A 14,113-nucleotide genomic window follows, 5' to 3' on the forward strand; every position below is an offset into this window, starting at 1 on the left:
CCTCTATAGTTTTTATCGTTCATGACGCCAGCGTCGCTGTTCTTTCATGAGGTTGTGACTTTATTCCGATTTTGCCTGAGAATCATTAGGAACCAATCACTCTGATATCGGGATTTTTTCCCGAACAAGGAAGATCTTCCCATTATTCCTCAGTTTCATGCCTATAGAGGGCGAGAAAATTAATGACTTTTTATCACGTTATATTTGATCGCAAGCCGCACTAACTCTACTGATGAGTGAAAACCAAGCTTCTGTTTGAGCATTGTTTGATAGTTCGCGACAGTTTTATGGCCTAAATTCAGAGTTTCGGCGATATATTCAAGTGGATGACCTTCGGCAAGCAGTCTGAAAACTTCAAACTCTCTTACCGTTAAACGCTGGATTGGATCTTCCGATCCGGAAACACTTTGTAGGGCAATTCGCTGCGCCATTTCCGAACTGAGATAACTTTTACCTTCCATAACCTGCCGAATGGCTTTAACAATATCTTCAGCATCACCTGATTTGGCGAGATATGCAACTGCCCCCGCACTCATTGACTGAACGGCCAAAGTAACGTTTTCATGCATGGAGAACATGATGACTCGTGCTTTGTTATAACGAACCAAAATACGTCGCAGCGCTTCCAGTCCGCCAATACCCGGCATGCTCATATCCATAATAAGAATATCGGGGTCAAGTTCTGTGTACATCTGATAAGCCTGTTCACCGCTTATCGCTTCCCCCACAATATGCATGTCATCATTTCGTTCCAGCATTCTTGCCAAGCCAGATCGGACCACTTCATGATCATCGGCCAACAAAATTCGTATCTCATTTTTCATTCAATAACACCTTGGGTTGGAAAGTTCGCAGTTAACGTGACTCCTTTACCAAGCCCGGTAGCTATCTCAAAACTACCTGACAACGCTTCTACTCGCTCTCGCATTCCAGTTAAACCATAACCATTATTTGGAAGTTCGGGATGATAACCGTTTCCGTTATCACTTACACTTATATATACAGACTCGTGATTGCATTGCAAATTCACCTTGACATTAATGTTTGCAGCACCGGCGTGACGACTGATATTAGTCAGACACTCTTGAACAATTCGATAAAGCGTCAACTGCCGCGTTTCATCAAGCTGGTTAAAATCACCTTCCAGCGAGAGATCAGTGTGATGATGAGGATGACGAAGAGCCCAGTCATTAACTAATTCCGTCACAGCACCTTGTAAACCTAATTCAGCTAATTCAGGAGGACGCAAACGCTGCAACATGGAACGGACAATCGTGGTCATACGACTATGTACAGAATCAATTGCCGCCGCGCTGTTTTTGGCTTCATCTAAAGAAGCCGAATGTTTTATATTGTTTAAATCAAATTGTATCGCGGTTAAATGCTGCCCAATCTCATCATGTAACTCTGCCGATAATCGCTTTCGCTCCGATTCCTGAATGCTGATCAACTGTTGATTCAGCACATCAACTTTTTGGTCTGTGTCTACATAACGTTGTTTTAACAATTTGAGCTGTTTATTCACCGCCAGTAATTGATTCAACCTTAACAAAGCAAACGGCGAACGTGCTATTGCTGTTTGATCTGGTTTCTTTGGCAGCATTTCAGTAACCGGCCACAGAATAAATGAGGCTATTACAGCGATGATCAAACTACCGAGAAAAAAAACCAAAATCAGTGGCATCAATGATTTTTTGATGTAAGCCTGAATATCGTTCCATTCGGCACGGAAATTGGGACTGATCACAATATCTCCGATATGCTGCCCGGAAATAATAATCGGAGTGATGATAACTTCGGTATGGCCTAAATACGCTTTCAGACGCTTTTCCAGCCAAAACGGCAGACCGGTAGGCAAATTAGAGGTCGCGGGATGGTTAGAATCGAGTACCACACCATTCTTAGCGATTAACTCGATATCCACATGGGAAAGATCGTGGAGATCTTGCAGATGAAACAGTGATGACCATTCTGATAGTGATAAATCTTGTTGAGATAACGCCATTTCCACTCGGGCAATTTGTGCCTCGATTACATAATTCGCTACTTCTGTAGAAACATCTAATTCGTGGTCAACTCGCAGACGAATATCATCAAGTGTATTTTTGACACCAAGGCCACACATGACGAGAAATACCATCACGATGATCAGATTGACTTGGAGTAGCAAATTCACCTGTTTAAAGATCCTTAAAAACGCTTCATAAAACACAAAATGAACAAGATTATAGTATGTGAGTTCAGATCTGCAGATTTAAGCGCATCAAGAATGTGAGCTAGCCGTCATAAAAACCACTTGCTGATTGACAAAAAGGGAAGTGGAAAATTAGGAATTGAACCGTTATCAGTATGATGAAACAAACCGCGTAATGCAGTTATATCAAGCTTCCAGCAGCCCACTACGAATCGCTAACCGAGCTAATTCTGCCGAGTTTGAAACATTAAGTTTTTGCTTAATATTGGTATGGTGTGTTCCAACTGTTTTTGGACTTAAATTCAAAATATCCGCAATTTCGTTTACGGTTTTGCCTTCAGCCAATAATCTGAAGACCTCAAACTCGCGTTGACTCAACACATCAAGTGGATTCTCTGAGCCGGTTAATTTTTGCATGGCAAGTTGCTGGGCAATTTCCGGAGCGATACACGTCCGACCTTGTGACACCATTTCAACAGCTTTTAACATGGCTTCAGGTGCGCTGCGTTTAGGAATAAAACCCAAAGCTCCCGCCTGCATGGCACGAGTGGTAAATACACTGTCTTCATGCACACTTAACACCAAGATTTTAGCGGTCGGTTCACGAGCAATAATCCGCTCAATGGCTCCAACACCACCAATGCCCGGCATGGAAATATCCATCACCACAACATTTGGATGATATTTGGCAAAATCCTGTACCGCCTGTTCGCCTGAACCGGCTTCAGCAACAACCTGAAATTTATCGCCATCTTCCAGTAAGCGACGAAAACCAGCGCGAACCAGTTCATGATCATCAACCAGTAATACCGTTATTTTATTAAGACTCATGGTGACTATTTACCCCCAATGGTATGGTGATGGTCAGATTGACACCGGCGCCCAACTGACTTTGCAGATCAAAACTTCCCCCTAGACTTTGCGCTCTTTCACGCATGCCTAGCAAGCCAAAATCCACATCAGAGTGAAAATCGTTAACGACCATGCCTTTGCCGTCGTCTCTTATATTAATGGTTAACTGATCGGTTGTTTCATTTTTATCGCGTATGACACTAACCATAATATTCTCAGCATCGGCGTGTCGAACTGCATTAGTCAATGCTTCCTGAACCACACGAAACACCGTCATATTAGTGGCTTCGTCAAAACCGTTTAACTGTCCTTCCGTAATCAAATTAAAGTGGATATCGGGCTGGCGTTGCTGCCATTTGCTGATACTTTCTTCCAGGGTTGCCATTAATCCCAAATCATCCAATGGACTGGGGCGCAGCCGGGTAATCATATTATGGACGACATCATAGATATGACTGGCGGTATCAATGATCGCCTGAGCGCTTTGAAATATTTTGTTATCGGTGGTTTCGGAACGATTACGGATTAACACGGCATCGGTTTTAATTGCTGTTAAACATTGCCCCAATTCATCATGTAACTCACGAGCCAGATGACGGCGTTCAGCCTCCTGGACTTGATTCATATGATTGGTCAGTAAGCGGGTTTCATAGAGCTGAGCCCGAGCTTTTTCGGCTTGTTTATGTTCTGTGATATCTCGCAAAGTACAAATCATGCCGGCCACACAGCCATCATTCTCAGTCAGTGGAACGGTTGAAATTAATAAAGATAGAACTTCACCATTATTACGCTTGAGTGTGGTTTCCAAATTTTCCACTGATTGAAAACCATTTAATACCGAAATAATGCTATTTCGGTCCTGCTGGAAAGACATTGAAGCTAAAGATTCACCTAATAAATTCGGGATATCAGCAAATAAGCGCTCTGCTGCTGCATTACAGAATGTGATGTAACCTGCATGATCTAACGAGAGAATGGCATCGCCGGATTGTCTGACTAACGTTGCCAGGCGACGGTTTTCGGTTGAACTCTGTTCCAAAGCATCACCTACGCGGTTGAAGCTTTGGCTGATTTGGTCCATTTCTTTCAACGAAAATCGTGGCAGGCGCATATGCAAATCACCACGCTCAAATCCAGCTAACGCATCAAGTAAACGCTGCAATGGACGAATAACCCAGCCGACCCCCCAATAGATCAGAAAAGCCACTATCACAAAGATAATCATGCCAAGCGCCATAATGGCGCGAACATCTTGCCAACGCTCGCTGATCTCCATCATTGGTGCAGGATAAATCACCATATGGCCAGAACCGAAACGTTTTGAAAGCGGTGAAACATCTGGGAATAATAGTTTTACAAACCAGACTGGTGGTTGAACCGCCAGCTCTTTATCTGGCATACCTTCAAACATCAGACCCTGTCGATCAAACAGAAGAATATGCAAACTGCGAATTTCGCTTAATGCCCGCACCAGTTCATGCATATGTTCACTAACACTGGTGTTTCTGGCCAAAGCACCGCCAGCCAATGTAACGGTAATAATGTGAGCTGTCGCATCCATGGTGGAAATAACTTCAGCTTCGACAGAACGTTTTGCATTGGTTATCAGAATGACTGCGCTGCCCAGCATCGACAGCAACAGCAATAAAGCAAAAAACAAATTAGCGCGAAGTTTCAGGCTCATACAACGGTGGTTTCCGCAGTTCCTTTAGCACCGATATTATCTACCCAACGTAAGCGAATAACATCCCCTACTTCGCCACCGTTAAGCTGAAAGGCAAAGTAAGGATTACGTGATGTCGCAGTACCACATTTGATGGTTAAAACTTCATCGCTGTTGCGCCAGCAGCGAATATCCTGGATAAACTCCGCTGGGATCAGTTCATCCTGATCATTTTTACCGCGACCAGTATGCATGGGATGCGCCAGTAAGATCCTGACCACAGTATTGCCATCCTGCAGTTTGGCCCGAATTCTATCTCTGCTTTTTATGGCCATCAGGCACACCCACCAATATCAATTTCTACATAGCGACTGGTTCGGTAGAGTTTATCGTCAGCTCTGACCATGGCAATGATTTCTGAATCTTCAGCAACTTTGAGCATGGTTTTAAACGGAAAACTTAATGCTGATGTTGGCTCCAGCGCCATGGCCAGAGGAAATGGGTTTTTTTCGACTAATAAAGCTACACGTTGAATATTTTGCAAGCTGCTGCTGATTTCAACCGGCACCGTCGCCCCATTCACTGCGTAAGTTGGCGGTGATCCGATGGTAAATTGAATCGCCTCTTCATTAACTTCTTCAGCTTCTCCGAGGAATGTTAAAATGGCATCTTCGAGGGTTTCTGCATTGAAAGCATCTTGTGGCCAATGGGCTAACAGCACCCGAGGAATCGTCAGACCACTGGCAGCGACTAAGGCTAATGTCGAAGCAGATATGGATTTTTTAATTAACTTACGACGGTATTCGTCAAATGTATCGGTCATCGAACTTGTTCCATCATCGCTAAATCCGTTTCAATCTGTCGTAAACGTGAACTGATTTTAGAGAGTTCAAATTCATCGCCACGAGCATAATCAGCTGCAATTCGTAGCTGATCAGCAGCTTGCATTAATCTACCCGAACTATGGTAATGCTCGGCTAACCAGACATGTGACTGGCTTTTCTGCCCCATATCACCATAAGCCTGGGCCAACAATCTATATAGAGTCGCGGATGACTCACCGATATCTAATTGACGCTGCAAAATAGGAACCGCTCTACGCGGTTGGTTAGCTCTTAACAACGCCTGCACCTGCTTGATGGACAAAGCCCAATCATCGGGATAAACCCGTTGAAAATCGTTGTAAATCGCCAATGCTGCATCCATTCTTCCCGAAGCAATTTCGACATCTGCCAATGCCAGATGATAGCTCAACCGGTTATCATCTGAAGCAATTAAATCATTAATTTGCTCCCGTGCCTGCGTCAGATTACCGTTTTTTAATAATGCCAAAGCATATCCATAACGGGTAATTGATTGGTCTTCTGACTGGGTTTCCTTCAACTTGTCTTCATAGGTTTTTATCAACTCACGCATATTGGTTGATGACATAACGCGTAATTTTTCACGCATCAGGTAAAACTGTTCAACATCTCTCAATTGGGGGCGAGGTTCATAATTTGCAGCACGGCCACGGGCATCTGCAATACGAGAGGCGGTAATTGGGTGGGTTCTGAGAAATTCGGGTATTTGGCTGCCACCGTAAAAGCGACCTGCAACTTGCAGCCGTTCAAAAAAGCGTGGCATTGCGTGTGGATCAAACCCTGCATTCACCAAGGTTTGCATACCTAGATTATCGGCCTCAGCTTCATGCGCCCGACTATAATCCAGTTGCATCTGCACATTCCCTGCCTGTACAGCCATAATCGCTGCAGAGCCGACACTTGGATCAGCCACACCCAACAAGGCTGCCGCAATCATCGCGGCAGTCATTGGTACACTCATTCGTTTGGAGCGCTCAAAGTTACGCAAAATATGTCGCTGGGTAACGTGAGCGATCTCATGCGCCAGAACCGACGCTAATTCAGCTTCCTCTTCACTGGTTAACATCAAACCAGTATTGATCCCAATAAATCCGCCCGGAGCCGCAAAAGCGTTCACCGATGTGTCAGGCACCACAAAAAAAGTAAATGGACGACTAGGATCATCACTGTTAGCAACCAGCCTGTTTCCTAACGAACGGATATAACTATTAACTTCGGGATCATCAACCAGAGTCACTGTCTGCTGCAGTCGCCAGTAAAAGGATTGCCCGACCTGGTACTCTTCAGCAGGTGACACTAATGCACCGGCACTATCGCCCATCTCTGGTAGCGCAATGTCCAAATTAGCCTGAGCTGTGCCCACACTGCTAATCAATATAATGAATGTAGCGATTAGATTTTTCATAACGCCTATAGACCTTGGCTTATTAAGACCGGTTCCGCAAAGACAAAAAAGCCACTTGCGTTTATTATGTAAACGCACATATGTTAAAGGAAATCAGTATGTCAGATTTTGATACAGAAATTGATACCTCAGGCTTAAACTGCCCACTTCCCGTGCTCAAAGCTCGCAAAATGCTTAATGAAATGACTTCAGCTCAGCGACTTCGACTCATCTGCACCGATAAAGGTGCGCTAAAAGATATACCGGCTTTTTGCAAAATGACTGGCAATCCCCTGTTAAGCAGCGAAGAAACTGATGGAAAGCTGTATTTCATTATTGAAAAAGGGGCATAAATCATGGCCAAGAAACTCGCGATAATTGCCAGTAAAGGCACTCTCGATGGTGCTTACCCACCATTCTTACTGGCTTCAACTGCAGCAGCATTAGGCTTCGAAGCGAAAATATTTTTCACCTTTTATGGTTTGCAGTTACTCAAAAAAGATTTGTCACTGAAGGTTTCACCGTTAGGTAATCCAGCGATGCCGATGCCGGTTCCAGTGCCAAGTATTGTGCAGATCATTCCCGGCCTTGAAGCTTTTGCCACCTGGATGATGCAACGCAAGCTCAAAAAGAAAGGCGTTGCCAGTGTCGCTGAATTGCGTGAAATCTGTCTGGAATCCGGTGTTGAATTGATTGCCTGTCAAATGACAGTGGATTTATTCGATTTTAAAAACTCGGATTTTATTGATGGAATCAGTCATGGAGGCGCGGCTACCTTTCTGGAGTTTGCCAGTGAAGCCGATATCACACTATATATATAGTACCTTCATTATTTAATCAGGAACGGGAATCAGCTTTATGCAATTTGTCTGGAAAACTTTTCTAAAAGGTTTGGCAACGGTACTCCCAGTAACGCTGACTTTGTATTTGATTTACTGGTTGGCCGTATCCGCTGAACGATCGTTGCGCCCAATAATGATTGCTATTTTGCCATATGATTTTTACTGGCCCGGACTGGGTTTATTAGCCGCCATCGGTTTAATTTTTGTGATTGGTATTGCTGTGAATGCCTGGCTAGTACAACGTCTGTTCGATATTGGTGAATCGATATTGGATCGTATTCCGCTGGTCAAATCGATACATGGCGCATTACGCGACTTCACACGTTTCTTCTCTCGTGAAAAGCAACAGGACAATCTGAACCATGCCGTCGCGGTAACCATTGGCGGCGTGCAGTTTATAGGTTTCCTGGTGAAAGAAGATGTCAGTCATTTACTCGAAATGGCACAAGAAGAGCAAGACAAAACTGATTTGGTAGCAGTCTATCTGCCTCTCAGTTATCAGATCGGTGGCTACACCATCTGTCTGCCGCGTGAACAAGTCCGATCATTAAAAATGTCTAATGAAGACACTATGCGTTGGATTTTGACTGCTGGGCTTTCTGATAGCGAAACAGAATCGCATCCATCCAAAATAGTTCTTCAGAAATAAGCCTGCTTAAACCGTTAACTGACAAAGGAATGTCTTTGCTCTATCACCGCTGTGCTCTTTACATCATGTTGGGGTGGTTACTTTCCCCCAACCTCGGCTTGGCTGAACCCGCTAAAAAATCCTGTGAATCGTTATTTTGCTACAGCAGCAAAGATGATTTCTTTCAATTTGAAAGCGGTACTCGGCTGCAGTTAGACCGGGGAGTTTTTATCAATGACAGTCGCACCGACTTTGATAATGAATGGAATGTTCGTCGTGCCCGGCTTTCCAGCAGAGCCCAAATCGGTGAACACCTTTCTATCGATTTCACTTATGACTTTGCCAGAAATGATCGTTCGGCCATTCGGAATGCATTTATCCGCTATACCGGCACCGGAAATACACGTTTTACAGTAGGTCATTTTAAAGAACCATTTGGTATGGAACGTCTTACCAGCGTGCAGGACTTGGCTTTTCTGGAACGTTCGCTCGCCAGCCTGCTAACCCCACCCCGTTCATTAGGTGTGGAGCTTCACAAACACACATCACATTGGACAGCAGCGGCTGGCATGTTCACAACGGGCACAGAAAGCAGTGGCAACGATACTAAATTCGGTAGTTCTGCCCGCGTCACATTTGCTCCGCAAAGCGATGCCGGAAAAATATTACATTTCGGTTTAGGTATCGCTCATCGAAATACCGATAGCCAACAAGAAGTTCGTTTTCGCCAACGCCCCGAAACCAGAAATACTGATATTCGATTAATTGATACCAGAACCTTTATTGCTGATAGCTACACCTATTTAGGATTGGAATCTGCCATCGCCAGAGGCCCGTGGGCAATGCAAGCCGAATATATCTACAGCCATATTGGCAAAGCCCGAATCGATCGAACTGACTCTGGAGAAAATATTCATTTCAGCGGCTGGCATATTGATCTGACCTGGATTGCCAGCGGTGAACCACAACCCTATAACCATGAAAAAGGCACGTTCGGACGTTTAAGACCAGCCCATTCTGTTCAACATGGTGGCTGGGGTGCTTGGCGATTAGGTATGCGATTAAGTGAATTGGATTTAACTGATCACCCGATTATTGGTGGGCGTCAACAAAATCTGACTGCTGGAGTCACCTGGGTATTGAATCGTAATATCAGTCTCAGCAGCGAATATGTGAAGGTGTTGAAAGTAGATGGAGGAGAATTCACCAACGCATCCCCCGCTATTTTTCAATCTCGACTGCAAATAATCTATTGATGTTGTTTAGTGGTGTCCCTGACAGGAGTTGAACCTGTGACCTTCCCCTTAGGAGGGGGACGCTCTATCCATCTGAGCTACAGGGACATGGTCGGCGATTATAACAGTCAAGCTAATAAGCTTCACTTCGCAAGAAACCCAATCGGCGGTTGAACGGGTTATGGCGGCGTTTAAGTTGTGACGACTGAACGACTGCAACCCATTTTTCTAATGTCTCTTGGAAACATCCAAAACGTACACATCAACTAGTCCTTTGAGCATTAAGGGTAGTTTTTTTTCGATGCTAGTTTTAAGTTCAGCAGCACTACCAATACCGTGCCTTTTACGCCCTGCAACTTTTTCATCAGTCCCGAACCATATTACGAGGAAAATACCTTGTTGTTCTGCGTCTGGATGGATACAGTAGCGCTCGTGCAGTTGAGCATAAGCGGCCGTATAAAGCTCATCATGCCACTGTCCTTTGACTTCCGTGACAAGTAGCCGCCTCTTACCACAAATCATCTTGGTGGCAGTAAAATCACACCTATTTGCATTCATTAACTGGTGCTCTGATGTCACTGTAATACCCTGTGGCTCAAGTCTAAGATTGAGGCGCTCAGCAATTATCTCAGTAGACCGAATTTCGCCCAATCGTTTATTTTTTTCATAGAAACGATCTGTCGAGTTGAACTCTCCACCGTTAAGTGCTTTCTGATAGTCTTGTAGCTCTTGAAGCAAGAGCTTGCGTAGGCCCTCCACAGTTACAACTGAATTGTGATCTAATAGGTCTACAATTTCATGTGGTGTTGGCGGCTCAAAACTCCACAATGCAAGTTTTCTACTTTGGGCTGCATGTATGCTCATCAATTCCATATGCATATCTTGAAATCTTGGCTCTACAAGAAGCCTTTCGAGCACCGGAATTGCGTCATTGGGATCATCGGAACTGATCGACCAGATAACTTCTTTCAAAAAACGGTATGCGTTCTCTTCTTTTGGGCTTTCAGTCCCATAGTGGCTAGGTAGTTCTACTCTTGGCCAATGATCAATAAACGCATCCAAAACAGCCTCCACTTTTCTTGATGTTAATGTGGGCCAAGAAGTGTGATCACTATGATTAATTCGACCGGAGCGCTCGTAGAATACCAATACAGTATCTTTATCGTCTTTTAACAGTGTCCAGTAAGTCTCTGGAATATCGTCAAGGAAGTAGAAACATCTAACTAGCCAGAATTTTTGCCTTTGTTTGGTCTCTACTTGATTATCAGTCAGCATAGACCCATCGAACATAAATTCTGCACAACTCTCCAAAATGAGACTTTTCAAATCTTCTCGATTTCCATGCTCAGCAGCAATCTCAAAAAGCGTATCCAGTGTGTACAAATTCAAGCTTCTAAAACGCCTCAACCATTCAATCGATAGGGTGGCGCGTAAATTTCTAAATGTCTCATCATAACGTAAGAGACCAACTTTGGGATGGTTACACCCAGATTGTGCCAATTGTGGCTCAACGTAATGCCTTAGAAAATTCTCTTTACTCTGATTGTCAGGAAAAATTAATCGATCGATTTCGCTGATTAGAGATTCTCGTTCCTCTTGTGTAACTGCTGCGTAATGAGTTTCATTCTGAGTTCTCAGTGCTATTAAAAGTCGAAGATCAACATTCTCTAGATTACCCTTCACTCGCAAAATCTCTAAGCAAGCGGCGTAAAGAATTATTTCTGAGTAAATCCCCTTTGAAGCACATTGGAGCTCGGCAAGCTTCGCTAAATCTGGAACATCTTTATTAATAAAATTAAGGCAGTTTCTTAATGCAGTTCGTACAAGTGCCTCGTCGTCAAACTCGTGTTCAATTTTGTCGGGCTTATTGAGCACTAAATTGGCAAAACGAACAAGACAAGTCCAATGCTGTCCGCTCTCGACAATATCTCGGTTATCTTGAACATATTTAATGTTTTTTGCTCTTATATCATCCTCTTGCGTGCGACGATTTTTCATCATTCGGGTATGTCTAAGCCTTGTTAGCCGATGATCATTTTCAAATTTTTTGGTATCCCTGTTGTGCTTCATCCACTCCCGCATAAATGCTGGTTTCTCTTGGGCTTGCTCACGCATCTTCCGTCTTAAACTATCTGGACCCTGCACATTTTGATTTCGATAATAATGATGCTTTGCAATGAAAACGGCCCATAAATTATGATTTTCTGTATTGAAAGCCAAATTGACTATGAATTTGAAATCATCATTCTGAAAATGAAGACCAGAGTGAGAGTTCATGTCGAATTTTTCTATCTTGATTTCAAAAATCAGGTCTTTATTTGTCAGCTTCTCAAATACAAGCTTGATGATCCCTTGTCGTAGTTCATCATTGTCACTTAGCATTTTGACTGACAAACTCTGATCAGCACTCTTCTCTTCATGGTAGTTTAGATTTCCAACCCATTGCCAAATCCGTTTAGCTTCAAATGGCGGTTCGGCTAATTTAAAGTATTGATCCAATAATGAGCCTATTATTTTGCTTATGCCATTCCGACAATCACAATCAAAAAACTTTTCTCCACAAACGCAAGCTATTTTTGAAGATAAATCATCCAAAATCCATTCGACGATGTCCAAAGGTAGGCAAGCAATAAAACGCTTAACAAAATAGCGTTCACCAATTGCGAGGTCTCTGTGTTTTCGCTGTCCTGGGTAAAGCCTTGCGCAAACTCGAAATAAGTCAGCAATAAAAGCATGGTCAAACTTTTCGGGACCAAGCGTTTCGATCATCTTGGATGCAATATTTAGTGAAGTATGACTTGCTTCAGAAATGAGAACATCTAAATCACTGCGATGGTCATGGTCTATTAAGTAGAGCAAGCATCTACTTGCTAATAAACGGCTGTTCTCATCTTCGTCGGGCATTAAAATGAGTTCACGCAACTCATTGCTTAACTGAATAATTGCTGGAGATCCATCCAATAGTTCGAGAATCAGATCACGTAAATGCCCATCACTTCCAATTGCCAGTAAGGGTTTAATCTCCTCCACAACATCTTGTGTGAAGAAACCTCCGGCACTAAATCTTCGCCAGAAATCCCCTCTTCGAAAATACGGATCTTTAGTTTCGATTTCTTTCAGTCGCCTGACTAATAGGCGCTTTGACGAAGATTCAAGTTGCGAAGGGTCTCCGTTCGCAAGTACTGCATATGGGTCAAGTTCAATCGCGGCAACCTCTATGGGCTTATTGCCTAATGCTGCCATCCAGCCCAAAAGCCCCCTAAGTTCATCACGCACAGTAGAATTTGGGGCGATTATGGGTATGCATTTGGCAAGTGTAAGTGGGTCTAACGGGTCAGCTACCCGCTTGATGAGATAGCCCGCTGCGCAGTATTCAGCCACAATCTTATGAACAGGTAGATGTTGACCCACGCTGTATCCAGGCTTAAAAAGTCTAGTTGCTAGGATCCCTGTGGCTGCGGCGTTTCCACTAATCAATGATGCCAGCAATGGATACAGCCTATCCTCTGTGGCCTCACTTGTGCTTACCCCTTCAGCACCCGACATCAAGAGCTTAGCGAAAACTTCCGACGACAGATCAATCTTTTGAGCGGTCGAAAGGATCGGAAGGGGGCTAGCTATCTTGGTGTTTGCTTCTTTTGCAAGATGCTGCACCGCTTGTGCAAAGATTGACCGTTTATCTGTAAAGTGTTTTCCGCTTTCAATATAGGCATCAGCAAACATTTTGAGAAATTGCGGATTTGGGAGCAACATTTCTAAATCAAATCGAGCTACTTCGGCCTGAAATGCAGCAAAGTCTTCGCCTGGTTTGTGATGTTCGAAAATCGCTCGTTGTTCAGCTTCTTCAAACTCGCATATTGTTACCACCAGAGGTATTTGACCGAGAGATTCTGTAAATGCGTTGGTTGTAGAATTGTCCCACTCACTAGACCGACTAGAAATGATTAAACATGTCGGGTTTGTCATTTTAGCGTTAGCGAAAAGTCTGTAAACACCTGTTTTATCGACCTTTGCCATCTCATCAAACGCATCAATTACGAGTGGGTGACTTTCTTCGTTTGTTCTCAAGTATCCGAATACGTTTGCAGTTATTGAAGAAGTACCCAACTGCTGGGCCAGACTCCTCATGAGTTCTGTTTTTCCACCGCCAGGTTCAGCAAGAACGACAACATAATTTGAAGCGGCTAATAACTCTGGTTCACTGTATGTATTGCCATTACTAGAGAGTCTGCGAGAAAGGTATAGAGTCGAATTCATATGTTCAAAATACACTGTATCAACTTTCCTTGAGGCATCATCCTTGTCCTTGAATACTGCAAGGTAACAAACATACCACAATAATCTTGCTAGCTACCTAGGCTTGCTAATACCCTAAAACAGCCACAAAGCTGTTTATCGATTTCAAACAAAGTTAATACTTGCAATAACTGACGAAGTTATAGATGAACTACC

Annotated in this window: 12 protein-coding genes and 1 tRNA gene; 4 read left to right on the forward strand and 9 right to left on the reverse strand. The window is 43.6% G+C overall.

The window, feature by feature from the left end; all coding sequences use genetic code 11:
- Positions 1 to 179 precede the first annotated feature (179 nt).
- The 7 genes from Q7V21_RS09280 to Q7V21_RS09310 form a co-directional block, all read right to left on the reverse strand.
- Positions 180 to 824: a response regulator transcription factor gene (locus Q7V21_RS09280; RefSeq protein WP_304917026.1), complete on the reverse strand. Its 645-nt coding sequence runs from the start codon at positions 822 to 824 to the stop codon at positions 180 to 182.
- Positions 821 to 2,176: a sensor histidine kinase gene (locus Q7V21_RS09285; protein WP_304917027.1), complete on the reverse strand. Its 1,356-nt coding sequence runs from the start codon at positions 2,174 to 2,176 to the stop codon at positions 821 to 823. The genes Q7V21_RS09280 and Q7V21_RS09285 overlap by 4 nt, the downstream gene beginning before the upstream one ends.
- A 204-nt stretch (positions 2,177 to 2,380) precedes the next feature.
- Complete coding sequence (locus Q7V21_RS09290) at positions 2,381 to 3,025, reverse strand: response regulator (RefSeq protein ID WP_226071833.1); 645 nt, start codon at positions 3,023 to 3,025, stop codon at positions 2,381 to 2,383.
- On the reverse strand, positions 3,015 to 4,730 hold the full coding sequence (locus tag Q7V21_RS09295) for a histidine kinase (protein WP_304917028.1): 1,716 nt from the start codon (positions 4,728 to 4,730) through the stop codon (positions 3,015 to 3,017). Before Q7V21_RS09295 ends, Q7V21_RS09290 begins: the two co-directional genes overlap by 11 nt.
- Positions 4,727 to 5,044, reverse strand: a complete 318-nt coding sequence (gene soxZ / locus Q7V21_RS09300; protein WP_304917029.1) for a thiosulfate oxidation carrier complex protein SoxZ — start codon at positions 5,042 to 5,044, stop codon at positions 4,727 to 4,729. Before soxZ ends, Q7V21_RS09295 begins: the two co-directional genes overlap by 4 nt.
- Positions 5,044 to 5,532: a thiosulfate oxidation carrier protein SoxY gene (locus Q7V21_RS09305; protein ID WP_304917030.1), complete on the reverse strand. Its 489-nt coding sequence runs from the start codon at positions 5,530 to 5,532 to the stop codon at positions 5,044 to 5,046. Before Q7V21_RS09305 ends, soxZ begins: the two co-directional genes overlap by 1 nt.
- Positions 5,529 to 6,977, reverse strand: coding sequence for a M48 family metalloprotease (locus Q7V21_RS09310; RefSeq protein ID WP_304917031.1), 1,449 nt, complete (start codon positions 6,975 to 6,977; stop codon positions 5,529 to 5,531). The genes Q7V21_RS09305 and Q7V21_RS09310 overlap by 4 nt, the downstream gene beginning before the upstream one ends.
- Positions 6,978 to 7,075: 98 nt before the next feature.
- Here Q7V21_RS09310 and Q7V21_RS09315 point away from each other — a divergent pair, with 98 nt between their 5' ends.
- The 4 genes from Q7V21_RS09315 to Q7V21_RS09330 are packed head-to-tail and all read left to right on the forward strand — an operon-like array spanning position 7,076 to position 9,682.
- On the forward strand, positions 7,076 to 7,309 hold the full coding sequence (locus Q7V21_RS09315; RefSeq protein WP_069296187.1) for a sulfurtransferase TusA family protein: 234 nt from the start codon (positions 7,076 to 7,078) through the stop codon (positions 7,307 to 7,309).
- A 3-nt stretch (positions 7,310 to 7,312) separates the two neighbouring features.
- On the forward strand, positions 7,313 to 7,777 hold the full coding sequence (locus tag Q7V21_RS09320) for a DsrE/DsrF/DrsH-like family protein (RefSeq protein WP_304917032.1): 465 nt from the start codon (positions 7,313 to 7,315) through the stop codon (positions 7,775 to 7,777).
- A 37-nt stretch (positions 7,778 to 7,814) separates the two neighbouring features.
- Positions 7,815 to 8,447 (forward strand): DUF502 domain-containing protein, encoded by a 633-nt coding sequence (locus tag Q7V21_RS09325; protein ID WP_304917033.1) that lies wholly within the window; start codon positions 7,815 to 7,817, stop codon positions 8,445 to 8,447.
- A 29-nt stretch (positions 8,448 to 8,476) separates the two neighbouring features.
- Complete coding sequence (locus Q7V21_RS09330; protein ID WP_304917034.1) at positions 8,477 to 9,682, forward strand: OprO/OprP family phosphate-selective porin; 1,206 nt, start codon at positions 8,477 to 8,479, stop codon at positions 9,680 to 9,682.
- 10 nt (positions 9,683 to 9,692) lie between these two features.
- Here the strand turns inward: Q7V21_RS09330 and Q7V21_RS09335 are convergent.
- Both Q7V21_RS09335 and Q7V21_RS09340 read right to left on the reverse strand, forming a co-directional pair.
- Positions 9,693 to 9,769: transfer RNA gene (locus Q7V21_RS09335), tRNA-Arg, on the reverse strand.
- Positions 9,770 to 9,889: 120 nt separating this feature from the next.
- Entirely contained in the window at positions 9,890 to 13,933 is a 4,044-nt protein-coding gene (locus Q7V21_RS09340; protein WP_304917035.1) for an NACHT domain-containing NTPase, read from the reverse strand.
- Positions 13,934 to 14,113 lie beyond the last annotated feature (180 nt).

This window comes from Methylophaga sp. (assembly GCF_030651745.1).